The organism is Aeromonas sp. S18(2024) (assembly GCF_041402525.1).
GTDB classification, from domain to species: Bacteria; Pseudomonadota; Gammaproteobacteria; order Enterobacterales; family Aeromonadaceae; genus Aeromonas; species Aeromonas enteropelogenes.
This window is the reverse complement of record NZ_JBGLQV010000009.1, coordinates 18,054-43,734: the sequence shown is the minus strand read 5'-3', so window position 1 is coordinate 43,734 and position 25,681 is coordinate 18,054. Positions and strand designations below refer to the sequence as shown.

Annotated in this window: 23 protein-coding genes; 8 read left to right on the top strand and 15 right to left on the bottom strand. The window is 63.5% G+C overall.

The features are described 5' to 3' along the window. Window positions 1–37: 37 nt before the first annotated feature. The 5 genes from ilvA to ilvG all read right to left on the bottom strand — a co-directional run bounded on the left by ilvA (window position 38) and on the right by ilvG (window position 6,502). Entirely contained in the window at window positions 38–1,558 is a 1,521-nt protein-coding gene (gene ilvA / locus ACB034_RS15175; protein ID WP_201900101.1) for a threonine ammonia-lyase, biosynthetic, read from the bottom strand. Between the two features lie 104 nt (window positions 1,559–1,662). Continuing rightward, window positions 1,663–3,504 (bottom strand): dihydroxy-acid dehydratase, encoded by a 1,842-nt coding sequence (gene ilvD / locus ACB034_RS15170; protein ID WP_010635713.1) that lies wholly within the window; start codon window positions 3,502–3,504, stop codon window positions 1,663–1,665. A gap of 146 nt (window positions 3,505–3,650) precedes the next feature. Beyond that, entirely contained in the window at window positions 3,651–4,589 is a 939-nt protein-coding gene (locus ACB034_RS15165) for a branched-chain amino acid transaminase (RefSeq protein ID WP_342010970.1), read from the bottom strand. 12 nt (window positions 4,590–4,601) lie between these two features. Further along, window positions 4,602–4,859 (bottom strand): acetolactate synthase 2 small subunit, encoded by a 258-nt coding sequence (gene ilvM, locus ACB034_RS15160; protein ID WP_216983817.1) that lies wholly within the window; start codon window positions 4,857–4,859, stop codon window positions 4,602–4,604. Next, on the bottom strand, window positions 4,856–6,502 hold the full coding sequence (gene ilvG, locus ACB034_RS15155; protein ID WP_371173175.1) for an acetolactate synthase 2 catalytic subunit: 1,647 nt from the start codon (window positions 6,500–6,502) through the stop codon (window positions 4,856–4,858). Before ilvG ends, ilvM begins: the two co-directional genes overlap by 4 nt. Before the next feature lie 385 nt (window positions 6,503–6,887). Here ilvG and ACB034_RS15150 point away from each other — a divergent pair, with 385 nt between their 5' ends. From ACB034_RS15150 to ACB034_RS15140, 3 genes are all read left to right on the top strand, one after another. After that, window positions 6,888–8,402: a YifB family Mg chelatase-like AAA ATPase gene (locus ACB034_RS15150; protein WP_371173174.1), complete on the top strand. Its 1,515-nt coding sequence runs from the start codon at window positions 6,888–6,890 to the stop codon at window positions 8,400–8,402. 127 nt (window positions 8,403–8,529) lie between these two features. Next, a complete protein-coding gene (locus tag ACB034_RS15145) occupies window positions 8,530–9,429 on the top strand; it encodes an acyltransferase (RefSeq protein WP_371173173.1) in 900 nt (299 codons plus the stop codon). 6 nt (window positions 9,430–9,435) lie between these two features. Beyond that, window positions 9,436–10,392, top strand: a complete 957-nt coding sequence (locus tag ACB034_RS15140; protein WP_371173172.1) for an acyltransferase — start codon at window positions 9,436–9,438, stop codon at window positions 10,390–10,392. Here ACB034_RS15140 and ACB034_RS15135 read toward each other — a convergent pair. Together ACB034_RS15135 and ACB034_RS15130 are read right to left on the bottom strand one after the other, a co-directional pair. After that, window positions 10,347–10,823, bottom strand: a complete 477-nt coding sequence (locus tag ACB034_RS15135) for a DUF523 domain-containing protein (RefSeq protein WP_371173171.1) — start codon at window positions 10,821–10,823, stop codon at window positions 10,347–10,349. The genes ACB034_RS15140 and ACB034_RS15135 overlap by 46 nt on opposite strands. Further along, on the bottom strand, window positions 10,820–11,470 hold the full coding sequence (locus ACB034_RS15130) for a DNA mismatch repair protein MutT (RefSeq protein ID WP_371173170.1): 651 nt from the start codon (window positions 11,468–11,470) through the stop codon (window positions 10,820–10,822). The genes ACB034_RS15135 and ACB034_RS15130 overlap by 4 nt, the downstream gene beginning before the upstream one ends. A gap of 74 nt (window positions 11,471–11,544) precedes the next feature. Here ACB034_RS15130 and ACB034_RS15125 point away from each other — a divergent pair, with 74 nt between their 5' ends. The 5 genes from ACB034_RS15125 to phnE all read left to right on the top strand — a co-directional run bounded on the left by ACB034_RS15125 (window position 11,545) and on the right by phnE (window position 16,726). After that, window positions 11,545–12,180, top strand: a complete 636-nt coding sequence (locus ACB034_RS15125) for a nicotinamidase (protein ID WP_338611584.1) — start codon at window positions 11,545–11,547, stop codon at window positions 12,178–12,180. A gap of 101 nt (window positions 12,181–12,281) precedes the next feature. Further along, window positions 12,282–13,460 (top strand): nicotinate phosphoribosyltransferase, encoded by a 1,179-nt coding sequence (gene pncB / locus ACB034_RS15120; protein ID WP_371173169.1) that lies wholly within the window; start codon window positions 12,282–12,284, stop codon window positions 13,458–13,460. Window positions 13,461–13,587: 127 nt separating this feature from the next. Next, a complete protein-coding gene (locus tag ACB034_RS15115; RefSeq protein WP_061476843.1) occupies window positions 13,588–14,433 on the top strand; it encodes a putative selenate ABC transporter substrate-binding protein in 846 nt (281 codons plus the stop codon). Then, on the top strand, window positions 14,430–15,191 hold the full coding sequence (locus ACB034_RS15110; protein ID WP_201942303.1) for a phosphonate ABC transporter ATP-binding protein: 762 nt from the start codon (window positions 14,430–14,432) through the stop codon (window positions 15,189–15,191). The genes ACB034_RS15115 and ACB034_RS15110 overlap by 4 nt, the downstream gene beginning before the upstream one ends. Further along, the gene (gene phnE / locus ACB034_RS15105; RefSeq protein ID WP_371173168.1) at window positions 15,179–16,726 is read left to right on the top strand and encodes a phosphonate ABC transporter, permease protein PhnE; all 1,548 of its coding nucleotides are present in this window, start codon (window positions 15,179–15,181) and stop codon (window positions 16,724–16,726) included. The genes ACB034_RS15110 and phnE overlap by 13 nt, the downstream gene beginning before the upstream one ends. A 70-nt stretch (window positions 16,727–16,796) precedes the next feature. On the opposite strand, the gene ACB034_RS15100 is transcribed toward phnE, so the two are convergent. From ACB034_RS15100 to pyrE, 8 genes are all read right to left on the bottom strand, one after another. Continuing rightward, a complete protein-coding gene (locus tag ACB034_RS15100; protein WP_042027154.1) occupies window positions 16,797–17,405 on the bottom strand; it encodes a thiol:disulfide interchange protein DsbA/DsbL in 609 nt (202 codons plus the stop codon). Between the two features lie 148 nt (window positions 17,406–17,553). Continuing rightward, window positions 17,554–18,543: a serine/threonine protein kinase gene (locus ACB034_RS15095; RefSeq protein ID WP_371173167.1), complete on the bottom strand. Its 990-nt coding sequence runs from the start codon at window positions 18,541–18,543 to the stop codon at window positions 17,554–17,556. Window positions 18,544–18,643: 100 nt separating this feature from the next. Further along, window positions 18,644–20,095: a cytochrome c oxidase accessory protein CcoG gene (gene ccoG, locus ACB034_RS15090; protein ID WP_201981759.1), complete on the bottom strand. Its 1,452-nt coding sequence runs from the start codon at window positions 20,093–20,095 to the stop codon at window positions 18,644–18,646. A 196-nt stretch (window positions 20,096–20,291) separates the two neighbouring features. After that, entirely contained in the window at window positions 20,292–20,555 is a 264-nt protein-coding gene (locus ACB034_RS15085) for a YihD family protein (RefSeq protein WP_026457260.1), read from the bottom strand. Window positions 20,556–20,585: 30 nt separating this feature from the next. Next, the gene (locus ACB034_RS15080; RefSeq protein ID WP_042027158.1) at window positions 20,586–21,740 is read right to left on the bottom strand and encodes a GGDEF domain-containing protein; all 1,155 of its coding nucleotides are present in this window, start codon (window positions 21,738–21,740) and stop codon (window positions 20,586–20,588) included. Between the two features lie 192 nt (window positions 21,741–21,932). Beyond that, window positions 21,933–22,322: a Cu(I)-responsive transcriptional regulator gene (gene cueR / locus ACB034_RS15075; RefSeq protein WP_026457258.1), complete on the bottom strand. Its 390-nt coding sequence runs from the start codon at window positions 22,320–22,322 to the stop codon at window positions 21,933–21,935. Window positions 22,323–22,332: 10 nt separating this feature from the next. Further along, entirely contained in the window at window positions 22,333–24,753 is a 2,421-nt protein-coding gene (locus tag ACB034_RS15070; protein WP_371173166.1) for a heavy metal translocating P-type ATPase, read from the bottom strand. A 178-nt stretch (window positions 24,754–24,931) separates the two neighbouring features. After that, window positions 24,932–25,597 (bottom strand): orotate phosphoribosyltransferase, encoded by a 666-nt coding sequence (pyrE, locus tag ACB034_RS15065; RefSeq protein WP_371173164.1) that lies wholly within the window; start codon window positions 25,595–25,597, stop codon window positions 24,932–24,934. Window positions 25,598–25,681 lie beyond the last annotated feature (84 nt).

The following is a 25,681-nucleotide window of genomic DNA, read 5'->3' as shown; positions in this document are numbered from 1 at the left end:
AAGGGAGGCTGACGCCTCCCTCTGTTTTGCTCTGCCGTCAGCTAGCCAGAAACAGCCGGTAGGCGGGGTCGTCGCTCACCTCTTTCCAGCCGTAGCCAATCTCGTGCAGATAGTCGTGGAAAGACGCCACGTCCTCGTCCGGCAGCTCGAAGGCACAGAGCACCCGGCCGTAGTCGGCGCCGTGGTTGCGGTAGTGGAACAGGCTGATGTTCCAGCGACAGCCGAGGGTCTCGAGAAAGCGCATCAGGGCGCCCGGCTGCTCCGGAAACTTGAAGCTGTAGAGACGTTCACCGAGGGGCCGGGCCGGGCGGCCACCAATCATGTAGCGCACGTGGTTCTTGGCCAGCTCGCTCTCGGTCATGTTGACCACCGGATAGCCGTTACCGCCGAGCTGATCGATGATCTGCCCCAGCTCCTCATCTCCGCCGCTGAGGCGCACCGAGACGAACAGCGAGGCCTGCTCCGCATCGGCGTAGCGGTAGTTGAACTCGGTCACCATGCGGGGCCCAAGCTGACGGCAGAAGTCGAGGAAGGCCCCCTTGCGCTCGGGGATGGTCACCGCCAGCATGCCCTCGCGCTTCTCGCCAATCTCGCAGCGCTCGGAGACATAGCGCAGGCTATGGAAGTTGACGTTGGCGCCGGACAGAATGGCCGCCATCCGGCCACCCTTCACCTGCTCTCGCTCGCTGTAGGCCTTGAGGCCCGCCAGCGACAGGGCCCCCGACGGCTCGGCGATGGCGCGGCAGTCGTCGAAGATGTCTTTCAGCGCGGCGCAGATCTGGTCGTTGGAGACGGTCACCACCTCGTCCAGATACTGGTTGCACAGGCGAAAGGTCTCCTCGCCGATGCGCTTGACCGCCACCCCGTCGGCAAACAGCGAGACCCGCTCCAGATTGACCGGCTCGCCGGCCGCCAGCGCGGCCTTGAGGCAGGCGGAACCCTCCGCCTCCACTCCGATCACCTTCACATCCGGCAGCAACTGCTTGATGTAAACCGCCACCCCGGCGGCCAGCCCGCCGCCGCCCACCGGCACGAAGACGTGGGTGAGATGGGTATCCTGCTCCAGCAGCTCCTTGCCGATGGTGCCCTGCCCGGCTATCACCTCGACGTCGTCAAACGGCGGGATCAGGGTGTAGCCCTCAAGCTCGGCCAGGCGACGGCTCTCGCCGTAGGCCTCGTCGAAGCTGTTGCCAAACAGCATGACGTTGCCGCCCTGACGGCGCACCGCGTCGATCTTGATGTCCGGCGTGGTCTTGGGCATCACGATGATCGCCTTGATGCCGAGCCTGGCGGCCGACAGGGCCACCCCCTGGGCGTGGTTGCCGGCAGAGGCGGCGATGACGCCGCGCTCCTTCTGCTCCTGGGTCAGGGTGGCAATCTTGTGGTAGGCGCCGCGCAGTTTGAAGGAGTGGACCGGTTGCAGGTCCTCCCGCTTCAGACTGACGTGATTGCCGAGCCGCTCGGAGAGTTTCTTCAGGGTTTGCAAAGGGGTAACCCGCGCCGCCTCGTAGACGGGGGAAAGCAACACCTTGCGTAGATAATCCGCCGCAGAGACCATGACTTATTCCCCCAGCATCGAGCGATTGCGCCACATCAACCCCTTGTCGGCGCAAAGACCGACCAGCCGGGTCGACTGCTCATAATTCATATTGGAATTCATCTTTATTCCCCCAACAGGGTGCGATCACGCACCGCGCCTTTATCTGCGCTGGTGGCGAACATGGCGTAGGCGCGCAGGGCAAAGGAGACCTGACGCTGCCGATCGAGCGGCTTCCAGCCGCGCGCCTCGACGGCGACGCGGCGGGCGGCCAGCACGCTGTCGGCCACTTCCAGCACCATGCTGCGAGCCGGGATGTCGATGTTGATGATGTCGCCATCCTCCACCAGACCTATGGTGCCGCCGGAGGCCGCCTCCGGCGAAACATGGCCGATGGAGAGACCCGAGGTGCCGCCGGAGAAGCGGCCGTCGGTGATAAGCGCACACGCCTTGCCCAGGCCCATGGATTTCAGATAGGTGGTGGGGTAGAGCATCTCCTGCATGCCGGGGCCCCCTTTCGGGCCCTCGTAGCGGATCACCACCACTTCACCCGCTTTCACTGTGCCGTCCAGAATGCCGGCGACCGCCGTGTCCTGGCTCTCGAATACCCGGGCCGGGCCACGGAAGGTGAGGTTCTCCTCGTCCACCCCGGCGGTCTTGACGATGGCACCGTTCAGCGCCAGGTTGCCGGCCAGCACGGCCAGACCGCCCTCCAGGCTGTAGGCGTTGTCCAGCGAGCGGATGCAGCCCTCGGCGCGGTCCAGATCCAGCTCCGGCCAGCGGCAATCCTGGCTGAACGCCTTGGTGGTACGGATGCCGGCCGGGCCGGCGCGATAGAAGTCCACCACCTCCTGACTCGGCTGGCGGCTGACGTCATACTCGGCCAGCAGCTCCACCAGCGAGGTGCCCAGCACGTTGCGGGCGTCGCCGTGCACCAGACCCGCTTTTTCCAGCTGGCCCAGGATGGCGATGACGCCGCCGGCGCGGTGCACGTCTTCCATGTGGTATTTCTGGGTGGAGGGCGCCACCTTGCACAGCTGCGGCACCTTGCGCGACATGCGGTCGATGTCGGCCATGGTGAAGTCGACACCCGCCTCCTGGGCCGCCGCCAGCAGGTGCAGCACAGTATTGGTGGAGCCGCCCATGGCGATGTCGAGCGCCATGGCATTCTCGAACGCCGCCTTGGTGGCGATGTTGCGCGGCAGGGCACTCGCATCATCTTGTTCATACCAGCGCTTGGCCAGAGTGACGATGCGCTGGCCCGCCAGCTTGAACAACTGCTCACGGTCTGCGTGGGTCGCCAGCAGCGAGCCGTTGCCCGGCTGGGAGAGGCCCAGCGCCTCGGTCAGGCAGTTCATGGAGTTGGCGGTGAACATGCCGGAGCAGGAACCGCAGGTGGGGCAGGCACTGCGCTCCACCTGCTCGCTCTGGGCATCGGAGACCTTGGGGTCGGCGCCCTGTATCATGGCGTCCACCAGATCCAGCTTGATGATCTGATCGGAGAGCTTGGTCTTGCCCGCTTCCATCGGGCCGCCGGAGACGAAGATCACCGGGATGTTGATGCGCAGGGCGGCCATCAGCATCCCCGGGGTGATCTTGTCGCAGTTGGAGATGCAGACCATGGCATCGGCACAGTGGGCGTTGACCATGTACTCCACCGAGTCGGCGATAAGCTCGCGCGACGGCAGGGAGTAGAGCATGCCGCCGTGGCCCATGGCGATGCCGTCATCCACGGCGATGGTGTTGAACTCCTTGGCAACGCCGCCGGCGGCTTCGATCTCACGGGCCACCAGCTGACCCAGATCCTTGAGGTGAACGTGGCCCGGTACGAACTGGGTAAAGGAGTTGACCACGGCGATGATGGGCTTGCCGAAATCCTGATCGGTCATGCCGGTGGCACGCCAGAGGGCGCGGGCCCCGGCCATGTTACGTCCGTGGGTGGTGGTGGCGGATCTCAACTTCGGCATTGTCTCTACTCCCTGAATGCCCAGCGGGCTCATTATCTTTGGAAATGAAAAAGTGACTCTCGGATCGGGAATCGATCCTGGTGAGGGCACAGCGCAGTGCCCTGACCGGAAGCGACTCGGGGAGGCGTATCGCCTCCCCGCGCTCGTCAGTCAGCCACCGGGGTCAACCAGCCCCACTTGTCTTCGGTCTTGCCGTTGAACAGGCCGAAGAAGGCGTTCTGCAGCTGCTCGGTCACCGGGCCGCGGCAACCGGCGCCCACCTTCATGCGATCGACGGAGCGCACCGGGGTCACCTCGGCCGCCGTGCCGGTCATGAAGATCTCGTCTGCGACGTAGAGCGCCTCGCGAGGCAGCGCCTGCTCGCGCACCTCGTAACCCAGATCCCGCGCCAGCGTCATGATGGTGTCACGGGTGATGCCGGGCAGGATGGCGGCGGTGGCGGGCGGGGTAAACAGCACGCCGTTCTTCACCAGGAACAGGTTCTCCCCCGCCCCTTCGCTCAGGTAACCGTTCACGTCCAGCGCCAACCCTTCGGCAAAGCCGTTCCGCTTGGCCTCGCGACTGATCAGCTGGGAGGACAAATAGTTGCCACCCGCCTTGGCACCGGTGGGAATAGTGTTGGGGGCGAGCCGGTTCCAGGAGGTGACGCACACATCCACCCCGTTCTTCAGCCCCTCTTCACCGAGATAGGCGCCCCAGGGCAGGGCGGCCACGATCAGCTCGGCCTTGGCATCCAGCGGCGGATGCAACCCCAGGCCCACGTTACCGATGAAAGCCAGCGGGCGCAGATAGCCGCTCTTGAGATCGTTCTCGCGCACCACGGTGCGGCAGGCTTCATTCACTTCGGCCTCGCTGTAGGGCAGATCCATCCAGTAGATCTTGGCGGAGTCGAACAGGCGGCGGGTGTGCTCCTGCAGGCGGAAGATGCAGGTGCCTCTCGGGGTATCGTAGGCTCGTACTCCTTCGAAGACCGAGGAACCATAGTGCAGGGCATGGCTCATGACGTGCACCTGGGCATCTTGCCAGGGGATCATTTTGCCGTTGAACCAGATATATTGCGGCTGGGATTGGGAAGGCTGTGACATTGGCTTGGCTCCTTAAGCGCTGATCCGGGGTTGCTGTTCCAGTGCATCGACCCGGGAAACGTCCACCAGCTTGACCAACTGGCTCCATAACTGCTGGATGGGACGCACCGACTCGACAGTAACCGTGATCCGCAGCTGTTGGCAATCCTGCTCCATGTTAAGGGCGCAGAGGTTGAAACCGCGGTGGCGCACCACCCGCAGCACCCGCTCCATCACTTCGGGTCTGGGCTGGGCGTGGATGTGCAGAGTGTGCTGGTTGTGCTGGTTCATGGGCGTTGCTCCATCATCTTGTGGTTGGCGACTCCTGGCGGTACCAGGGGCCAGACATTTTCTTCCTCTGAAATGGCCACATGCAGCAGATAGGCGGTGTCGCTCGCCAGCAGGCGGTCCAGTGCCGGGGCTATCTCCTCCTTGCATGTGATGGTCTCGCCCGGAATGCCAAAGGCGGCGGCCAGGGCGACGAAGTCGGGGTTGTCGGAGAGGATGGTCTCGCTGTAACGGCCGTCGAAGAACAGCTCCTGCCACTGGCGCACCATGCCGAGGCGCTGGTTGTCCAGCAGCACCATCTTCACCTTGAGCTGGGCGCGGCGGATGGTGCCGAGCTCCTGCACGTTCATCATGAAGGAGCCGTCGCCGCTCACCAGCACCACCTCGTCCTCGGGGCGCGACATCTTGGCGCCGATGGCGGCGGGCAGGCCGAAGCCCATGGTGCCGAGACCGGCGCTGGAGAGGTGGTTGCGCGGGCTGGTGAAGCGCATGTGCTGGGCCACCCACATCTGGTGCTGGCCCACGTCGCAGGCGACCACGCTGCTCTCCGGCAACTTGGCAGAGAGCTGCTTGAGCAGGGCCGGAGCATAGATGGCCTGACCCGGATGGTCGTAACGAAACGCATATTCGCGGGCCATGGCGGCGCAGTGGGCACGCCAGGGCTCGATGCTGAGTGATTGCCCAAGCGCCGGCAGCACCCGCTTGAGATCCGCAGTGATGCCCACCTCGGCGGCGCGGCGCTTGCCAAACTCGGCGGCGTCTACGTCCAGATGGATCACCTTGGCCTCGGGGGCGAACTCCTCCAGCTTGCCGGTCACCCGATCATCGAAACGGGCACCCACCACCAGCAGCAGGTCGCACTGCTGCACCGCATAGTTGGCGGCCTTGGTGCCGTGCATGCCGAGCATGCCGAGATAAACGGGGCTGTCGGGGTCGAGCGCACCTATCCCCTTGAGGGTGGTGACCGCAGGCATGCCGGTGGCGGCGGCAAAGTCGCGCATCTGCTGCTCGGCATTGGCCATCCCCACCCCGCCGCCGACGTAGAGCACCGGGCGCTCGGCGGCGGCCAGCAGGGTGCGAGCGGCCGTCAGCTCGGCCGGATTGAGATGCTCGGGCTCCGCCACCGCAAACAGCGGACTCTGGGCCGGCACCTCGGCCAGTTGCACGTCCTTGGGCAGGTCGATCAGTACGGGGCCGGGGCGCCCCTCGCTGGCGATGGCGAAGGCCTCAGCGATGACCTGAGGCAAATCCGCCACGTCCGTCACCATAAAGGAGTGCTTGGTGCAGGAGAGGGACATTCCGAGCACGTCCACTTCCTGAAACGCATCTGTGCCTACAGCGGCGCAGGGCACCTGACCGCTGATGGCCACCAGCGGTACCGAGTCGAGTAGTGCCTCGGCCAGACCGGTCACCAGGTTGGTGGCGCCGGGGCCGGAGGTGGCGATGCAGACCCCCACCTGACCAGAGGCTCGAGCGTAACCCACCGCCGCCATGGCGGCACCCTGCTCGTGGCGGCAGAGCTGGTGCGCCAGACCGCCGTCATACAGGGCATCGTAGACCGGCATGATGGCCCCGCCTGGGTAACCAAACACCTGGGTCACACCCTGTTTCTTGAGAGCCTGTACCAAAAACTGCGCGCCGTTCATCTGGAAAATCCTGTCCTTTGGTCGAAAAAAAACCCCCGGGCCGTGAGGCTCGGGGGTCGCTTGTTTCGTTCTGTCCGGTGGTGGGTCTATCCCTTGTTCCGTGCAGCTAAACGAGCCCCGAGCGGTGAGATAATAATCACCACTAGGACCACAATAATGCTGACGAAACGGGAGGCCATGTTCATAGTTACAACCGGAAATCCTGTGAAATTGGGGCGGTTTATGCCGCGAATGGCTATTAGAACTAGCACGGTGATTTTTATTGGGCAAGCGTTTTTTTAGATGACAACCCTCTGATTTTGGCTATTTAGCAGCCGACGAATTGGGATAAAAAACCATCAAATAGCAGTTAACCAGAACATATACCAACTCAAGGACGAGATTTATGTCATTAGCTGTGGTTTATAGCCGTGCCAGCTTAGGTGTCGCGGCCCCGCAAGTCACGGTGGAGGTACACCTCTCCAACGGCCTGCCCGCCTTCAACATGGTGGGATTGCCGGAAACCTCGGTGAAGGAGTCGCGGGATCGGGTGCGCAGCGCCCTGCTCAACGGCAATTTCGAGTTTCCGTCCAAGCACATCACGGTCAATCTGGCTCCCGCCGATCTGCCCAAGGAGGGGGGCCGTTTCGATCTGGCTATCGCCATCGGCATTCTCGCGGCTTCCAAGCAGATACCAGCAAAATACCTGCTTGATCACGAATTTTTAGGCGAATTGGCCCTGACCGGCGAGATCCGCCCCGTGCTCGGGGTGCTGCCCGCCGTACTCGCCTGCCGGGATGCCGGACGCACCCTGCTGGTTCCGCGGGAGAACGGCCCCGAGGCCTCGCTGATCCAGGACGCCGAGGTGCGCACCGCCCACCAGCTGCTGGCCGTCACCGCCTGGCTGGCGGGCCAGTACGAGCTGCCGCTGCCGGATCCCCAGAGCACGGAGAGCCTGCCCGACGTGCCGGACCTGCAGGACGTGATCGGCCAGTCCCAGGCCAAGCGGGCGCTGGAGATCGCTGCCGCCGGCAGCCACAACCTGCTGTTCATTGGCCCGCCCGGTACCGGCAAGAGCATGCTGGCCAGCCGCCTGCCCGGCATTCTGCCGCCGCTGAGCGAGCAGGAGGCGCAGCAGACCGCCGCCATCCACTCCATCGGCGGCCTCACCCCGCGCGCCGGCCACTGGCACCACAGGCCCTATCGAACGCCCCACCACAGCGCCTCGGCGGTGGCACTGGTGGGCGGTGGCAGTCACCCGCGTCCCGGCGAAATATCCCTGGCCCACAACGGGGTGCTGTTCCTCGACGAGCTGCCTGAGTTCGAACGCAAGGTGCTCGATTCCCTGCGCGAGCCGCTGGAGACGGGCCACATCACCATCAGCCGGGCCGCCCGTCAGGTGGACTTTCCCGCCCGTTTCCAGCTGGTCGGCGCCATGAACCCCAGCCCCTGTGGCCACTATGGCGACGGTCAGACCCGCTCCAGCCCGGATCAGATCCTGCGCTATCTGGGCAAGCTCTCCGGCCCCTTCCTCGACCGCTTCGACCTGACGGTGGAGGTGCCGCTCTTGCCCAAGGGGAGCCTGACCGGCAAGGCGGAGCGGGGGGAGTCGAGCCAGCAGATCCGCGAGCGGGTGCTGGCGGCGCGCGAGCGCATGCTGAGTCGCAATGGCAAGCTCAACAACCTGCTTGATAGCCGTGAAATCGAAGACATTTGCCGATTATCGCCACAGGATGCCGAATTTTTGGAGAACGCCATCCAGAAGCTCGGGCTCAGCATCCGGGCCTGGCACCGCATCCTGCGGGTGTCGCGCACCATCGCCGATCTGGCGGGGCAGCCCGTCATCGGCAAGGAGCACCTGATCGAGGCGCTCGGCTATCGTGCCATGGACCGCCTGCTCTCCAGGCTGCGCAGCGGCTGAGCTGAGCTGAGCTGAGGAAGCGTCTCACCAAAGGCCTGTCCGTGGTCTTGGGAAGCGTCGGCTGATATTATGGCCACAGATCTGACCACTTGATGCGTCGCTACAGACTGCAAGACGGACCCGAATCATGCCCAACAAGCTGATAGAGCGACTGCGCGGCAGCCTCTCCACCCTGCTCTACTTTTTCAATACCCTGTTCTGGTTTATCCCCGTGCTCTCCCTGGGTCTGCTCAAGCTGTTGCTGCCCGTCAGGGGCTGGCGAACCTTCTGCAACTGGTTGCTGGATGGCTGTGCCGGCTGCTGGATCGGTTTCAACAACCTGATCCAGAAAACCATCATCAAAACCCCTTTCGATGTGGTCGGAGTGGACAAAGGGCGCCGGAATGAGTGGTATATGGTGATTGCCAACCATCAATCCTGGGTCGACATACTGGTACTGCAGCGGGTTTTTAATCAAAAAATCCCCTTCCTGAAGTTCTTCCTCAAGAAAGAGCTGATTTGGGTACCTTTTCTCGGTCTGGCCTGGTGGGCACTCGATTTCCCCTTCATGCGGCGATATTCCAGAAAATTTCTGGAAAAGAACCCCCATTTGAAGGGAAAAGACATTGAAACGACGCGTAAAGCCTGTGCCAGATTCCGCCACATTCCGGTGAGTGTGATGAATTTTGTCGAAGGCACCCGTTTCACCCCGACCAAGCATCAGAAGCAGGAGTCACCCTACCGGCACCTGCTCCATCCAAGGGCGGGTGGCATCGCCTTTACCCTGGCAGCCATGGGTGATCAGTTGCATCAACTGGTGGATGTGACCATCGCCTATCCGGACGGCATTCCCAGCTACTGGGATTTCATGTGCGGTCGGGTCGGGGAGATCAAGGTCCAGATCCGCTATTTGCCGATCGACCGCAAGCTGGTGGGGGACTACTTCAATGACCCCGACTTCCAACAAGAGTTTCAACAGTGGCTGAACGGGATCTGGCGCGAGAAAGACCAGACCCTTAACCAGCTGCTGGCAACCAAGGCGCAGTAAACACCCATGTTATCCCTGCTTCCCGGCCCGCTGGTGCTGCTCATCAGCGCCGGCCTGACCATTCTTTTTACTGCCTTGTGCGCCAGCCTGATCCTGCTGGTTTCGCTGGCCAAACTGCTGCTGCCCGTGCCGGCCTTTGGCCGCGCCTGCAGCCGGCTCAACAACCGCTTCATGCGCCTGTGGCTCGGCTGCAACGCCCTGGTGATCCGCCTCACCACCCGCATCGACTGGCAGGTCGAGGATGACACCCGGCTGCGCAAGGATGGCTGGTATCTCATCATCAGTAACCACATGAGCTGGGCCGACATCGTGGTGCTGGGCCATCTGTTCCGGGACAGGCTGCCGGTACCCAAGTTCTTCATGAAGCACGAGCTCATCTACATCCCGCTGCTGGGGCTCGCTTGCTGGGGGCTGGATATGCCCTTTATGCGCCGCTACTCACGGGAGTTCTTGCTGCGCAACCCGCATCTGCGGGGCAAGGATATCGAGACCACCCGCAACGCCTGCGAGCAGTTTCGCCACATCCCCACCACCGTCATCAACTTCGTGGAGGGGACCCGCTTCACCGAGGCGAAGCGCGATGCCTCCCGCTCCCGATACCAGCATCTGATGCCGCCCAAGGCGGCAGGGCTGGCCTTCACCCTGGCGGCCATGGGGGAGCAGTTCGACAGCCTGATCAACGTCACCATCAGCTATCCGGACAACGTCGAAACTCCCTTCAAGGACTTTCTGATGGGGCGGATGAAGCGGATCCGGGTGCGGATCGAGGAGCAGCCGATCGATGAGGCACTGATCGGCGATTACTTCAACGACAAGCAGTTCAAGCGCGGCTTCCAGGAGTGGCTGAACCAGCGCTGGCAGGAGAAGGACGCCGTGCTGGCTCAGTGGCAGGAAGATGATATGACAACCGGGTCCCGTCAGGTTGCCGACAAGGCGAGCGCCGAGGCCAGCTCAGACAGCTGAGCCTCGCTGAACACGGCGATGCCGTGGCGGCGCAACAGGGCAGTGGTCATGCCCTCGCCCGCCACGGATTGCCCCTCGAAGCGGCCGTTGTAGATGCGGCCGCTGCCGCAGGAGGGGCTCCCCTCCTTGAGCAGGGCGAAGCGAATCCCCTGCTGCTGACAAGTCTCCAGCGCCAGCACGGCGCCGCGCGCAAACTCCGCCGTCACATCCAGCCCGCTTTCGGTCACCACAAGCTCCCCCTGCCGCTCGGCAGGTGGGCGCGGGGTCGGCAGGCCGCCCGCCACCTCGGGACAGAAGGCCAGCACCCGCCCCTCGGCCCCCAGCGTCTGCAGCCAGTCGCTGACGATCCCCTTGCTCTGGCCGTCGTAACGCACTGGCTGACCCAGCAAGCAAGCGCTCACCAGTACCTTGTGCACGCCTGCGCCGCTCATGCTTCCGCTCCGTGCATCACCTGATCGAACATGACGCAGCAGGGACTCTCCAGCCGGTAGAGGATGGCCGGACGCTGCTTGCCGGTCCGTTTGCGGCCGGTGTCCGTCAGTATCTCGGCGCGATGGATCCGCTTGCGAAACGCCGCCGTGTTCATGGGGGTCTGCAGGATGATCTCGAAGGCGCGCTGCACCTCGGAGAGGGTGAATTCCGTCCCCAGCAGTTGCAGCGGCAGTGTGCTGTAGCGGCTCTTGATCCGCAGCCGCTCCAGCCCTCTGGCGATGAGTTGGGGATGATCGAAGGCGAGGCTGAGGCCGGGCAGGGCCGAGAGCGGGTGCCAGCAGCCGCGTGTCACTTCGACATCGGGCTCGGCCAGACAGAGATAAACGAGCGTGGTGGACCAGCCACGGGGATCCCGCTCCAGATTGCCGAGGGTGCAGACCTGCTCGCTGTAGCAATGGCCCAGCCCCCATTCAGCCAGCAGACGGCACAGGGCGGCGTCCAGATCCCGGTCCCGCGTCTCGTCGATGCGCAGGGCAGGCAGTTGCCAGCAGTGGGCGAAGGGGGGGCGATCGCGGGTCTCCAGCAGCAGTTCCAGCCGCTCGTCACGCAGTCGCAACACCACCATATCCAGACTCATTCTCAACATGTCGATCGCCCTGCTCGCCTTCCATTAATGTTTGGTAGATAATATCACACGAATAATATGTACAGGAGCCACTCATGGGAATCATCGCCAGCCTGGATATTGATGCGCAGAAGGGTTTCACTCCCCTCTGCCCGAATGAACTGCCCGTCGCAGGGGGGGATGATATTGTGGCTGCGCTCAACGCCCAGGCCGCTCTCGCCTCGCTACGCATCGGCAGCAAGGACGCCCACCCCGCCAATGCAGACTGGGCGGTCTCCGATCCCGCTGGCATGCTGCTGCCACTGGATTTGCCCAACGCCGACCTCACCTGGCCGGTGCACTGCGTGCCGGGCACCCGCGGCTTCGAGCTGCTCGACGGCCTGCCGGCCCCGGTCAATTATGACTTCTTCGTCTGGAAGGGGGTCGAGCCGGATCTGCATCCCTATGGCACCTGTTTTCACGATTTGGCGGAGCGGCGCAGCACAGGGCTCATCGAATTCCTGCAAGCCCGCGGGGTCGAGACCCTGCTGGTCGGCGGCCTGGCCACCGACTACTGCGTCAAGACCAGCGTGCTGCAACTGCGCCGCGCCGGTTTCCGGGTGATCGTCCACCTCGATGCCTGCCGTGGCATCGCCGCCGGGACGGTTGCCAGCGCCTGCACCCAGATGATCGAGGCTGGCGCCGAACTGGCCCAGACCTTGACCGATGTACAACGCCTGCTGGACGCCTGATATGTCCCCGACCCTCATGGGTCTGCCCGACAGCGGCGTCTGCAAACTACCTATGCAGCAGGGGTGGGCCATGTGGCTCACCGGCCTGCGGGGATACTGATATGCTGCCCATACTCAACAGCCTGCTCGACACCGATGCCTACAAGCTGCATATGCAGCAGGCGGTGTTCCATCGCTATCCGGATGCCGAGGTGGTGGCCGAATTCCACAGCCGCAACGAAGAAGACCTGTTGCCCATGATGGGCCAGATCGAGGAGCAGCTGCGCCTGGCCGGCTCCCTGCGGCTGACCCGACCCGAGCTCGACTTCCTGGCCGAGCGCCCCTTCTTCACCACCGATTATCTCGATCACCTGCGCCGCAAGCCGCTGGATGCCTCCCTGCTCAAGGTGTTCGAGCAGGATGGCCGCATCAATGTGCGGGTCGAAGGCACCTGGCAGGACGTGATCCTGTGGGAGATCCCGGTGCTCGCCATCATCAGCGAGATGCGCAACCGCTTCCGCTATCCCCAGTTTGGTGTCAGCCAGGCGCTGGAGCGGCTCGACCAGAAGATCGACAAGCTGGAGCGGGATCTCAGCCCGGAAGAGATGAAGGAGTTCAACCTCATCGACTTCGGCACCCGTCGCCGCTTCTCCCACGCGGTACAGGATGCCGTGGTGGGCCGCCTCAAGGAGCGCCTGCCGGCGTTTCGCGGCACCAGCAACTACCAGCTGGCCCAGAAATACCGGCTACCGGCGGTGGGCACCCAGGCCCACGAGTGGTTCCAGGCCCACCAGCAGCTCGGCTTCCCGCTTGAGCACAGCCAGCGCGCCGCCCTCACCAGCTGGCTGGACGAGTTTACCGACCATCTGGGGATCGCCCTGACCGACTGCATCACCATGGATGCCTTCCTGCGCGACTTCGACTTCGAGCTGGCCAGCCGCTATCAGGGGCTGCGCCACGACTCCGGCGACCCCGTGGTGTGGGGCGAGAAGGCCATCAGCCACTACCAGCGGCTCGGCATCGACCCGACCGAGAAGACCCTGGTCTTCTCCGACGGTCTCAATCTCGACAAGGCGGTGCAGCTGATGCGCCACTTCCGCGGTCGTATCAACACCAGCTTCGGCATCGGCACCAAGCTCACCTGCGATCTGCCCGGGGTCACCCCGATGAACATCGTCTTCAAGCTGATGGAGTGCAACGGTGGCCCGGTCGCCAAGATCTCCGACAGTCCGGGCAAGACTCTGTGCCGGGATGCGGACTTCATCCGCAACCTCAAGCAGGCCTTCCACGTCGGGGTGTAGCCCCTATTTTTGCGGGGAGCATCTTGCGCCCGGGGCCACAGGCCCCCTACCATGACCCCCCCTGATAAGGTCCGACTCGTGTCGGGCCTTTCTATTACTCGAACGACAGACCACAAAGGAATGCACCATGACCCGTAAATGGATACTCGCCCTCACCACCTTGTTCGCCAGCCTGAGCGCCGTCGCCGCCGAGCCGCTGCGGGTCTCCGCCATCCCGGACGAAGCCCCCACCGAGCTGCAGCGCAAGTTTGCTCCGCTGGGTGACTACCTGGCCGAGAAGACGGGCCGTGAAGTAGTGTTCGTGCCGGTCAACGACTACGCCGCCGTGGTCGAGGCGCTGGCCGCCGGCAAGCTGGACATGGCCTGGCTCGGTGGCTTCACCTATGTGCAGGCCCACCGCCGTGCCGACAAGGTGGTGCCCCTGGTGCAGCGCCAGGAAGATGCCCAGTTCACCTCCAAGTTCATCGCCAATGCCGACAGCGGCATCAAGACCCTGGCCGACACCAAGGGCAAAGATTTCGCGTTCGGCTCCCCCTCCTCCACCTCGGGTCACCTGATGCCGCGCCACTTCCTGGCCGAACAGGGCATCAACCCGGAGCGTGACTTCGCCCACGTCGCCTTCTCCGGCGCCCACGACGCCACCGTCGCCTGGGTCGCTTCCGGCAAGGTGCCGGCTGGCGCGCTCAACGCTTCCGTGTGGGAGAAACTGGTGGAAGAGGGCAAGGTCGACACCGCCAAGGTCAAGGTGATCTGGACCACCCCCACCTACTTTGACTACAACTGGACCGTGCGCGGCGATCTGGATCCGGCCCTGCAAGAGAAGATCAAGCAGGCCTTCCTCAGCCTGGATCCGGCGGTACCCGCCCAGGCCGAGATCCTCAAGCTGCAACGCGCCAGCCGCTTCATCGAGACCAAGCCCGAGAACTACCTGGGCATCGAAGCCGCCGCAACCCAGGCCGGCCTGCTGAAGTGATCGCCGTCGCGCTGGACGGGGAAGGATTGCGGCTCGGCCAGAGCCGCATCCTGCAGCCGTTTCGCCTGCAGATAGCGGCGGGCGAGTGCGTGGCCGTCATAGGGCCAAGCGGCGCGGGCAAGACCAGCCTGCTGCGGCTGATCGGCACCGAGCTGCGCGGCGAAGGCAGGCTCGCCCTCTGGGAGCAGGATCCCTGGACCCTCTCTACCCGGGACCGCCAGCGGCTGCGCAGCAGGATCGGCATGGTCTGGCAGCAGCCTCCGCTGCCTGCTTCCCAGAAGGTAGTGACCGCAGTGCTGGCCGGTCGGCTCGGCCAGTGGTCCCTCGGCCGTTCCTTACTATCCCTGTTGCGTCCCTGCGACCCCGAAGGCGCGCGGACCGAGCTGGCCCGTCTCGGCCTTGCCGACAAGTGGCGGCAACGCTGCGGCGAGCTCTCCGGTGGCCAGTTACAGCGGGTCGGCATCGCCCGGGTGCTCTATCAACAGCCGGATCTGGTCCTGGCGGACGAACCCGTCTCCGCCCTCGATCCCGTGCTCGCCCAGAGCAGCCTGGATGCCCTGCTGGCCCAGGCTCGTGCCCGGGGCAGCACCCTTGTCGCCAACCTGCATGCGGTCGAGCTGGCGCTCGGCCGTTTCCCACGCATCATCGGCCTGCGCGAGGGACGGGTGCAGTTCGATTGCCCGGCGGCAGCCGTCACTCCGGCCATGCTGACCGACCTCTACGCCGGTGATAACGAGGCGGCGGCGTGTTCAATTTGACTAGCCGCTGGCGCCATCCCCTGCCCTGGCTGTTGCTGCTGATTGGCTACAGCCTGTGGCAACAGGCCGACGGTTGGCTCGGCCTGTTCGACGGCCAGAGCTGGCGGCAGATGGGCAACTTCCTCGCCACCAGCTGGCCACCCCGCGTCGATCGGGACTTTCTCGCCCTGACCCTGACCGCGACCCTGGAGAGCCTGGCCGTCGCGACCCTGGGGCTGGCGGGTGCCCTGCTGCTCGGCGTGCCGTTCGCCCTGCTCGGCTCCCGCGCCCTGTCGCTGGCCGAACTGGGCCCGGTTCCCAGCCCGCTGCGCGGCGCCTTGCGGGCCCTCTCGCGCCTTGTCGCCATCGTGCTGCGCAGCCTGCCCGAGCTCATCTGGGCGCTGCTGTTCGTGCGCCTGTCGGGGCTCGGGCCGCTCGCCGCCATCCTGGCCATCGCCGTCAGCTACGGCGGCATGCTGGCCAAGGTCTACAACGAGATCATGGAGAGCGGTGCCCTGCAACCGGCCCGCGCCCTGCTGCTCGGCGGCAGCGGCCGGCTGCAGGCACTCTGCTATGGCGTGCTGCCTGCGGTGCGCCAGGAGCTGCTCTCCTACACCGTCTATCGCTGGGAGTGCGCCCTGCGCGCCTCCGTCATCATGGGCTTCGTCGGCGCCGGCGGGCTCGGTCAGCAGCTCGAGCTCTCCTTGCGCATGTTTGCCGGTGGCGAGGTGGTGACCCTGCTACTGGCCTTCATCCTGCTGGTGACCCTGGCGGATGGCCTCAGCGCCTGGCTGCGCCATAGCCGCTCCCCCGGCCTGCTATTGCTGATCTGCCTGGGGCTGGCCGCTGCCCTCGCCCTGTACCAGCTCGACTGGCGCATGCTGAGCTTCTCCCTGAGCGGGCTGGGTTCCTTCGTGGGGGAGTTTTTGCGACCGGACTGGTCATGGCCCTTCCTCAAGACTGTGGCCAGCGGCCTGCTCGATACGGTGCAGATGGCGCTGTTGAGTACCCTCTTCAGCGCCCTGCTGGCCCTGCCGCTTGCCTGTCTCGCCCGCCACTGCTGGCCGCTGCGCCTGCTGTTCAACCTGCTGCGCTCCGTACCCGAGCTCATCTTCGCCAGCCTGCTGGTGATCGCGGTCGGACTGGGCCCGGTGGCGGGCATACTGGCGCTGACCCTGCACACCACGGGGGTGCTGGCGCGGCTGTTCGTGGAGACCCTGGAGAACGCGGATCCCGCCCCCCGCCTCGCCCTGCAGCTGAGCGGGGCCGGGCCCATTGCCAGCTTCTGGTATGGGCTGTTTCCGCTGGTGACGCGCCAGTGGCTGGCTTACAGCCTTTATCGCGGCGAGATGAACCTGAGGGCCGCCACCATACTCGGCGTAGTCGGTGCCGGCGGCCTGGGGCAGCAGCTCTATGTATCGTTGAGCCTGTTTCGCTACGATCAGACCGCCACCCTGCTGCTGGCCATACTGTTGCTGGTCTGGCTGGCGGAGGCCATCAGCCGCCGCACCCGCTTGCCGCGCCCGGCCCCCACCCAGCGGGATTGCCAGATCTGACGCAGGCTCCTGATAAACAAAAAGCCCGCCGGTTTGCACCGGCGGGCTTTTTTCATCGGGTCACTCTGGATCAGTCTTTCTTGGCCAACAGGAATTTCACCAGCTGGTTGAACTGCTCCTGGGAAGTAATGGATTCGATTTTCACCATGTACTTGCCGTTGACCAGGAAGGCCGGCACACCGCGAATGTTGTAGCTCTCGGTGTTGCGGTCAAACTGGGAAACCATGCCGGAGACGGCGAAGCTGTCGACGGCACCGTCAAACTCTTCGGCCGGCACGCCGTTGTCCACGAAGATCTGTTTCACGTCATCGCGGCTCATCGGCGGTTTGCGCTGGGTATGGATCTTGTTGAAGATGGCCGGAGTCAGCTTGCCTTCAACGTTCAGCAGGGTCGCCAGCGCGTAGGCACGCTGCATCTCCGGGCCCATTTCACGGCCCAGGAAGGCAACCGGGTTCTTCTTGAGGGGAACGCCCTGTGGCAGATCCTGCTTCAGCTGTTCCACGATCGGTTCGAAGGTCGAGCAGTGCGGGCAGTAGTAGGAGAAGAACTCCAACACTTCCGGCTGGGCGGTGCCAGTCTGCTTGACCACGTCATAGTTAACGCCTTCCTTGAATTCGGGGGCGGCGTGAACCATGGGCATCATCAGCATGGCAGCGAGGAAAAATAGGATTTTTTTCATGATGTTTCCTGTTAAGGGATCACTGTGAGGCACGCCCGGCGAACCGAAGCAGTGCCAAGCCTATTGCGTCCCCCCTTCGCCGTCAATGGCAAAGAAGTGACCAGGGATCCCTCCTCCCGCGCTCGTCACCAGCCGGGTTGCGCCCCGATCACCAACCCGGCGTCAGAGTCAGGGGCGGCGCCTTGAGCGCCTCCAGCTGGTCGTGCAGGGTTGCGATCTGCTGACGCCAGTAGTGCTCGGTATTGAACCAGGGGAAGTGGCGGGGGAAGGCGGGGTCCTCCCAGCGCCGCGCCAGCCAGGCCATGTAGTGGACGATGCGCATGGCCCGCAGCGGTTCGATGAGCGTCAGCTCGCGCGGATCAAACTCCATGAACTCCTCGTAACCCGCCAGCAGGGTATCGAGCTGGACCAGCTGCTCGTGGCGCTCGCCGCTCAGCATCATCCAGAGATCCTGGATGGCGGGACCGGTGCGGCAATCATCGAGATCGACGAACAGGGGGCCATCGCGCCACAGGATGTTACCCGGGTGGCAGTCGCCGTGCAGGGAGATGTGGGAGACATCCAGGCTCATGGCATCGCCCACATGCTTGATCAGCTCGTCGAGCACGCCGAAGAACTGTTTGGCCAGCCCGCTCGGCAACCACTCGCCGGCCGCCAGCAGCTGCCGCGGCTCGTGCAACATGCTCTCCACATCCAGCCGGACGCGATGGTGAAACGGCTTGCTGGCACCAATCTGGTGGATGCGGCCAAGGTAGCGCCCCACCCACTCCAGCTGATCCAGGTTGTCCACCTCGAACTGGCGGCCACCAACGCTCTGCCAGATGGCGAAGGGGTAGCCCTGATGCTCCAGCAGGGTCTCCCCCGCGAAGGAGAGAGGCGCGGCGACCGGGATCTCCGCCTCGGCCAGACGGGCGGCGAACTCGTGCTCCTCCAGGATCTGGGCCCGGCTCCAGCGGCCGGGGCGGTAGAACTTCACCACATAGCGACGACGATCCTCGTCCTGAAACTGATAGACCCGGTTCTCGTAGCTGTTGAGTTCGATAAGGCCGGAGTCGAGCCGCAGACCGCTGAGATCCAGCGCATCCATGATGAGGTCGGGTGTGAGATCGGAATAGTTGAAACGCATGTCATCCACCATGAGAAAGGGGCGCCGTAGCGCCCCATTCTATCACCACTCGTTGAGATGGATGCCTGAACCGGGCAACCACTTTGATGAGTGCTGACTGCCGCCCCTGCCGTTATAGCCGGCTGATAAACTTGCTGGCCTGACGCAGGGTGCCCTTGCTGTCATCGTCGGCGGCACCTTCGCGTTTGAGCACGAACTGGATGTCCAGCGCCGGCCGCTTCAGGTTGTAGGGGTCGACCGCCAGACTCACCGGCAGGGTATAGATCTCGCCCGCCTTCAGGGTCACCTCGCGCGGGCCGAACCATTCGTGCTCCGGCAGCCCCTCCACGTCCAGCTGATAGGTCTGGGATTGCAGGGTCTTGTTGAGGATCTTGAGGGTATAGGTGTTCTCGATGAGCCCTTCGCTGTTCTCGCGGAACAGCTGGTTGCGATCCCGCAGGATATCGAGCCCCATCGGCATGATGGACATGGCGTTGTAGACGAACACCCCCAACATGATGGCCATCACCAGGCCGTAACCAATCAGCTTGGGCCGCGCCACATGGGTGGAGTCGTTGGCCAGCTTATGCTCGGTGGTGTAGCTGATGAGCCCCTTCGGATAGCCCATCCGCTCCATGGTCTGATCGCAGGCGTCGACGCAGGCGCCACAGTTGATGCACTCGTACTGCAGGCCGTCACGAATGTCGATGCCGGTCGGACAGACCTGCACGCACAGATCGCAATCGATGCAGTCCCCCAGCCCCAGCGCCTTGTGATCCGCCTTGCGGGCACGGGCACCGCGGGTCTCGCCGCGCTTGGTGTCATAGCCGACGATGAAGGTGTCCTTGTCGAACATGGCGGACTGGAAGCGGGCATAGGGGCACATGTGGATACACATGATGGCGCGCATCCAGCCAGCGTTGCCGTAGGTGCAGATGGTGAAGAAGATCACCCAGAACATCACCCAGCCCCCCGCCTGCAGGGTCAGAACATCGGGAACCAGCTTGGTCACATCCTGGAAGTAGGCGACGAAGGTAAGGCCGGTCGCCAGCGAGATGAGCAGCCAGGCCAGGTGCTTGGCCCCCTTGCGGGCCAGCTTCTCGCCGCTCCAGGGCGCCGCATCCAGCTTGCGCCGCTTGTTGGCAGGCCCCTCCAGCTTCTCTTCAAACCAGATGAACATGAAGGTCCAGACCGTCTGCGGGCAGAGATAACCACACCAGACCCGGCCGAGGAAGGTAGTCACGAAGAAGAGCGCGAAGGCCGCGATCATGAAGATCCAGGCGAGCAGGGTCAGGTCCTGCGGCCAGATGGTGGCACCGAAGATGTGGAACTGCTGGTGAGCGAGATCGAACAGTATCGCCTGGCGCCCCTCGTAACGCAGCCAGGGCAGCAGCACGAACAGGGCGACGAAGAACCACCCCATTCCCTTGCGCACCCGCTGCCAGTACCCGGTCTGGGCCCGGACATAGATGCGGTTGCCGGGGTTGAATCTGTCGTCGCTGGCTTTGAACGTGTTGGGGTTGAAAGTCCCGGTTACGCTCTTGTCGGTGACATCCTTGATATCGATTTTTTCATGATCGGCCATTGCAAGACATCGCTCCCTTATTTGTTATGGAGCGGATTATATCTTAAACAACCTGCTAATTGTGTGGATTAGATGTATCTAATATTGGCGATCGATCGCAAATTTCGGTAACAAAAAAGGCGTTTCGCCCATTGACGAAACGCCTTCAAAGAGATTCCACTGAAACCAGGCCAGGTGTCCAGCACACCGCCCGGGGTCACTTGATGCCGCGTGCCTTGAGCAGGGCTTCCTTGAAATCCGGCACATGATCCTTGGCCAGACCGGGGATCATCGCCTGCTTGTCGGATTCCCGCATCTTGAGGTGATAGATCAGCATGTCGTCGGTCAGCTCGGACAAGGGACCTTCAAATCCCGCTTCTTTGGCCAGTTTGGCAACAAACTGCACCAGGCTGAGATCCTGTTCCTTGATCCAGGCAGGCTGCAACAACTCCAGCAGCTCTTCGATACGATGACATTGCATAGACAACCTCTTCAATCTGTCACGTTAAACTCAGGCAACCTTACCCATCAAGGCCACTTCGATTCGATCCCGCCCATTATGCTTGGCCTGATAGAGGGCCGCATCCGCTTTTTGGATCAAATCGGCGATTTTCATGCTGTTGTCCGGGATCAGGGTAGCCACGCCAAAGCTGCAGGTGACCCGGCTCGAGACCAGGGATTTCTGGTGGGGAATGCCTAATTCCTTGAGTGCGGTGCGTATCCTGTCCGCCACCTGCAGTGCCCCCTGCATGCCGGTACAGGGCAGCAGCAGGGCAAACTCTTCGCCCCCATAACGGGCCGCCAGATCATCTTCCCGCCGCTCGACCCCGGCCAGCAGTCTGCCAACCTGCTGCAGGCAGTCATCGCCCAGCTGGTGACCATAGAAGTCATTGAACTGTTTGAAATAATCCACATCCAGCAGGACCAGCGAGAGCGGCGCCCTGGCACGATGACAGCGGCGCCACGCCCGCTCGAGACAGTCATCGAGATGGGCACGATTGGCAATACCGGTCAGCCCGTCTAGGCGGGAGGTGAGGCGCAGATGCTCCGATACCGCCTTCAATTCGGCCACCAGATCGGCGTTGGAGAAACGGTGATAGAGGGAGGCGACCTGATCCCGGCGCAGGCGGCGCAGCAGTGTCGGCAGAAAGACGAACAGGTAGCCGGCCAGCATGGTGGAGACAATCCGCTCCTGCTCGTTGCCGACTCCAAGCTCGAACAGCATGGCAAGCCCCAGCGGCAGCACGGCGCCATAAACGATGCGGCGAGAGCCAAACAGCATGATGGCACTGCCGGTGAGGATCAGGCTGGTCAGCATCATCATGGCGGCACGATAGGTATCCGGCAGCTTGTCCATGTAGAGCAGCACGCCAAGGGCCCAGATGATGGAGGTGACGGTCACCCCGATGAACATCTCCCGCTCCAGGACAGGCACCGCAGTCTGCTGCAACGCGGGCTGGCGCCAGCGCAGATGCCAATAGCGGAACAGCAGCAACAGGAACACAGCAGCCAACCAGCCCAGCGCCTCACTGACGGGCAGATAGTCATGAAACAGCAGACTCCAGCCAAACGCCAGCAGGCCCAGACAGGGAAGACTGAACAAGGCGTGAGTATAAAGCTGAACCATGATGGCCTGCTTCACCTGGTGTGTCACACTCTGGGTCAACTGAGTACTCCTGTACAAGAGCCGAACAGTCTACCACCCCCTCCAGTGAGCAACAATAAAGCGCCTTTTATTAAGAAGTTAGTCAACTTTGCCGCAGCCGGATGCCGACCCAAAAGAGGGAGGCAAGCCGTTCACAAACGACCTGCCTCCCTCTTTTTTCCATCATGACGCCGGCGTCTGCCGGGCCGGATTTCAGCCTTTTTCCAGCTCGTCAAGAATCGGGCATTCGGGATTTTCATCCCCGTGACAGCAACCGACCAGCCCCTCGAGGGAGCTGAGCATGGCCTGCAGACCGGCAATGCGGGCACGCAGATCGACGATCTTCTCCTGGGCCAGCTTCTTCACCTGGGCACTGGATCTGTGCTCATCCCGATAGAGCGCCAGCAGCTCCTGACACTCTTCCAGATTGAACCCGGTCTCCCGTGCCCGCTTGACGAAACGCAGCTCCCGCAGCGATCCCTCGGTATAGCTGCGATAGCCGTTGTCGCTGCGGATCGGCGCCGAAATCAGGCCGATGCTTTCGTAGTAACGGATGGTCTTGGCGGTCAGCCCAGTGGCTTTGGCTACCTTGCTGATGTTCATGGATGACTCCTTACATGTCTGTTCGAGTGCCAGCATGGTTGCCCGCCTTGGGCTGCCAGCGTTTCAATAACAGGGAATTGCTCAATACCGTGATGCTGCTCAGGGCCATGGCCGCCCCCGCCAGCTCGGGGCTGAGGTAGCCCAGCGCCGCCAGCGGAATACCGATGATGTTGAACACGAAGGCCCAGAACAGATTCTGCTGTATGGTGCGCCAGGTGGCCGCCGAGATGTCGATGGCATCGGCTACCAGCCGCGGGTCAGATCGCATGAGAGTAATGGCGGCGGTCTCCATCGCCACGTCGGAGCCGGAGCCCATGGCGATCCCCACATCGGCGGCGGCCAGTGCGGGGGCATCGTTCACCCCGTCCCCCACCATGGCCACCAGCCCGCGGGTTTGCGCCCGCAACGCCTCTACCTTATCCACCTTGCCGGCCGGCAGCACGGAGTCGAACGCCCCGTCCAGCCCCAGCTTGGCTGCGATATGAGCCACCGGCGCCGGCGCATCGCCGCTCACCAGCCAGCTGGCGATGCCGCGCTGGCGCAAGGTGGCGATGGCGGCCGGGCTCTCCGGTCGCAGGGTATCGGCCAGGGCGGCGATGCCCACCGCCACTCCATCGATGGCGACCCAGACCCGGGTTGCCCCGTCAGCGGGCTGTTCATCCTGCTGCGGCTGTGCAATGCCAAGCTGGGTCAACAGGCTGGTGTTGCCAATGGCGACCGTATGGCCCGTCACCTGACCCATGATGCCAGCGCCAACCCGCACCTCCACCGCTTCCGGTTGGGGCAACACGGCGTCCTGACCGACCGCCTCGCGCATGGCTTGCGCCAGCGGGTGCTCGCTCGCCTGCTGCAGGGCGGCGGCCAGGCGCAGTTGCTCGTCGCTGCCACTCCAGCTCGCCAGCACAGGTCGGCCCTGAGTGAGAGTGCCGGTCTTGTCGAAGATGAGCGCCTTGATGGCGTGTGCCTTTTGCAGGGTGTCCACATCTTTTATCAGAATGCCGTGGCGCGCTGCCACCCCGGTGCCGGTCACGATGGCCGCCGGCGTGGCCAGGCCCAGGGCGCAGGGGCAGGCAATCACCAACACGGCCACCGCGGCCAGCAGCGCCTGACCGAAGTCACCGCTGTAGGCATACCAGGCCAGCAGGGTAAACAGGGCGATGGCCATCACTACCGGCACGAACACGGCGGAAACCTTGTCCACCAGTTGTTGCAGCGGCGCCTTGCCCATCTGGGCGTTTTCCACCAGGGCGATAATCTTGCTGAGGCTGGAGTCCTCCCCCACGGTCGTGGCTTCGATCTCCAGCACCCCTGAGCGGTTGATGGCCCCACCCAGCACGCTCTCTCCCAAGCCCCGCGGCACCGGCAGGCTCTCGCCAGTGAGGATCGACTCATCCAGCTCGCTCTCGCCGCTCAGGATCCTGCCGTCCACCGGTACCCGCTCACCCACCAGCACCCGCAGCCGATCGCCGCGCAGCACCTCGTCGATGGCCACGCTCTGCCAGCTCTCGCCACGCCAGACGGTGGCGGTTTCCGGCCGCAGCGCCATCAGTTCGCGAATGGCGGACTGGGTACTGCGTCTGGCCCGGGCCTCCAGCAACTTGCCGAGGGAGATCAGGGTGATGATGATGGCGCTCGCCTCGAAATAGAGCTGGCCGCTGGCGGTCATCCCCAGGGTCAGCAGCAGATAGAGGCTGTAGAAGTAGGCCGCGCTGGTACCAGTCGCCACCAGCACGTCCATGTTGGCGGAGCGGTTCTTGATGGCGAGCCAGGCGCCACGATAGAAGCGTCTGCCTACCCAGAACTGCACCGGGGTGGCGAGCACCAGCTCCAGCCAGGCGGGCAGATGCCAGGGCAGCAGACCGGCCATTGAGAACATACCCACCAACAGCGGCAGGGTCAGCAGCGCCGAGACGATGACCCGGGTCTGCGCCTGACGGGCACTGGCGGCCTCCTGCGCTTCCCGCTCCAGCAACTGCTGGCGGCGGCCACTGGCGGAGCCCTGCGCCAGCTGGGCACCAAAGCCGAGGGCTTCGATCTGCTCGCGCAATGCGGCGGGGGTCTGCATCCCGGGCACCAGGGTGATGCGGGCCTGTTCGATGGAGAAATTGACCTCGGCCGAGAGTACGCCGGGCAGGGCCGTCAGCATCCGTTCGAGGCGGGCCGAACAGCCGGCACAGGTCATGCCGCTGATCTGGAAGGTGAAGGATTCACTGCCGTAGTCGTAACCCTGCCCCTTGATGCTCTCCAGTACCGCAGGCAGCCGGCCCGGCTCGTCCAGCTCGATGGCAGCCTGCTCCAGCGCAAAGTTGACGGAAGCCGTCACCCCTTCAAGCTGATTAAGGGCGGCGGAGATGCGGCTGGCACAATTGGCACAGCTCATGCCTGTGATTGGCAGCTGCAGATGGATGGGTAATTGAATATGAGTGGTCATCTTGTTCCTCCCCGGAACCAATCGGCCAAAATGGCGCCGATGACCAAACCCTAACCTTTACTGTAAGGGTAAACTCAAGTCACATGCTCCACTTTTTGCAGATGAAAAAACGGCGCCCGTTTGCTACCCAGGAGCAAACGGGCGCCACATTCAGCTATTGCGCGGGATGAACGGCAGCTCAGATGCCGTACTGGGCGCGATAGGCTTTCATGGCAGTCAGTTGCGTAGCCAGCTCCGGCTGCTCTACCTGCTTCTCTTCCAGCTTTTCTTCCAAATAAGCGATCAGATCGCTCATCTGGATGATGGCGATGATGTGGGCACCGTAGTCACGCTCCACCTCCTGAATGGCGGAGAGCTCGCCCTTGCCCTTCTCCTGACGGTCCAGCGCGATCAGCACGCCAGCCAGGGAGGCACCGTTAGCCTGGATCAGGTCCATGGATTCGCGAATGGCGGTACCGGCGGTGATGACGTCATCCACCAGCATGATGCGCCCCTTGAGCGGGCAGCCCACCAGATTGCCGCCCTCGCCGTGATCCTTGGCCTCCTTGCGGTTGAAGCACCAGGGCACGTCCACGTCGTGCTGCTCCACCAGCTGCACCGCAGTGGCGGAGGCGATGGGGATCCCCTTGTAGGCCGGGCCAAACAGCACATCGAACTCGATGCCCGCATCCATCAGGGCGGCGGCGTAGAAGCGGCCGAGGCGGGCCAGATCGCGGCCACTGTTGAACAGGCCTGCGTTGAAGAAGTAGGGGCTCTTGCGACCGGATTTCAGGGTAAATTCACCGAATTTGAGGACCTGTTTCTCCAGGGCGAACTCGATAAATTGACGCTGGTAGGCTTTCATTCTGGCTCCTTGCTTGGCTTGCGTATGTGGGGGTAAGTCTCGGGTATAAAAAACGCGGCCAATGCCGCGTTTTTCAAAACAAAA

What these genes read in the sequence shown, in the direction of transcription:
- ilvA (WP_201900101.1), bottom strand. Translation starts at nt 1,558, where the DNA reads ATGGTCTCTGCGGCGGATTATCTACGCAAGGTGTTGCTTTCCCCCGTC.
- ilvD (WP_010635713.1), bottom strand. Translation starts at nt 3,504, where the DNA reads ATGCCGAAGTTGAGATCCGCCACCACCACCCACGGACGTAACATGGCC.
- ACB034_RS15165 (WP_342010970.1), bottom strand. Translation starts at nt 4,589, where the DNA reads ATGTCACAGCCTTCCCAATCCCAGCCGCAATATATCTGGTTCAACGGC.
- ilvM (WP_216983817.1), bottom strand. Translation starts at nt 4,859, where the DNA reads ATGAACCAGCACAACCAGCACACTCTGCACATCCACGCCCAGCCCAGA.
- ilvG (WP_371173175.1), bottom strand. Translation starts at nt 6,502, where the DNA reads ATGAACGGCGCGCAGTTTTTGGTACAGGCTCTCAAGAAACAGGGTGTG.
- ACB034_RS15150 (WP_371173174.1), top strand. Translation starts at nt 6,888, where the DNA reads ATGTCATTAGCTGTGGTTTATAGCCGTGCCAGCTTAGGTGTCGCGGCC.
- ACB034_RS15145 (WP_371173173.1), top strand. Translation starts at nt 8,530, where the DNA reads ATGCCCAACAAGCTGATAGAGCGACTGCGCGGCAGCCTCTCCACCCTG.
- ACB034_RS15140 (WP_371173172.1), top strand. Translation starts at nt 9,436, where the DNA reads ATGTTATCCCTGCTTCCCGGCCCGCTGGTGCTGCTCATCAGCGCCGGC.
- ACB034_RS15135 (WP_371173171.1), bottom strand. Translation starts at nt 10,823, where the DNA reads ATGAGCGGCGCAGGCGTGCACAAGGTACTGGTGAGCGCTTGCTTGCTG.
- ACB034_RS15130 (WP_371173170.1), bottom strand. Translation starts at nt 11,470, where the DNA reads ATGTTGAGAATGAGTCTGGATATGGTGGTGTTGCGACTGCGTGACGAG.
- ACB034_RS15125 (WP_338611584.1), top strand. Translation starts at nt 11,545, where the DNA reads ATGGGAATCATCGCCAGCCTGGATATTGATGCGCAGAAGGGTTTCACT.
- pncB (WP_371173169.1), top strand. Translation starts at nt 12,282, where the DNA reads ATGCTGCCCATACTCAACAGCCTGCTCGACACCGATGCCTACAAGCTG.
- ACB034_RS15115 (WP_061476843.1), top strand. Translation starts at nt 13,588, where the DNA reads ATGACCCGTAAATGGATACTCGCCCTCACCACCTTGTTCGCCAGCCTG.
- ACB034_RS15100 (WP_042027154.1), bottom strand. Translation starts at nt 17,405, where the DNA reads ATGAAAAAAATCCTATTTTTCCTCGCTGCCATGCTGATGATGCCCATG.
- ACB034_RS15095 (WP_371173167.1), bottom strand. Translation starts at nt 18,543, where the DNA reads ATGGTGGATGACATGCGTTTCAACTATTCCGATCTCACACCCGACCTC.
- ccoG (WP_201981759.1), bottom strand. Translation starts at nt 20,095, where the DNA reads ATGGCCGATCATGAAAAAATCGATATCAAGGATGTCACCGACAAGAGC.
- ACB034_RS15085 (WP_026457260.1), bottom strand. Translation starts at nt 20,555, where the DNA reads ATGCAATGTCATCGTATCGAAGAGCTGCTGGAGTTGTTGCAGCCTGCC.
- cueR (WP_026457258.1), bottom strand. Translation starts at nt 22,322, where the DNA reads ATGAACATCAGCAAGGTAGCCAAAGCCACTGGGCTGACCGCCAAGACC.
- ACB034_RS15070 (WP_371173166.1), bottom strand. Translation starts at nt 24,753, where the DNA reads ATGACCACTCATATTCAATTACCCATCCATCTGCAGCTGCCAATCACA.
- pyrE (WP_371173164.1), bottom strand. Translation starts at nt 25,597, where the DNA reads ATGAAAGCCTACCAGCGTCAATTTATCGAGTTCGCCCTGGAGAAACAG.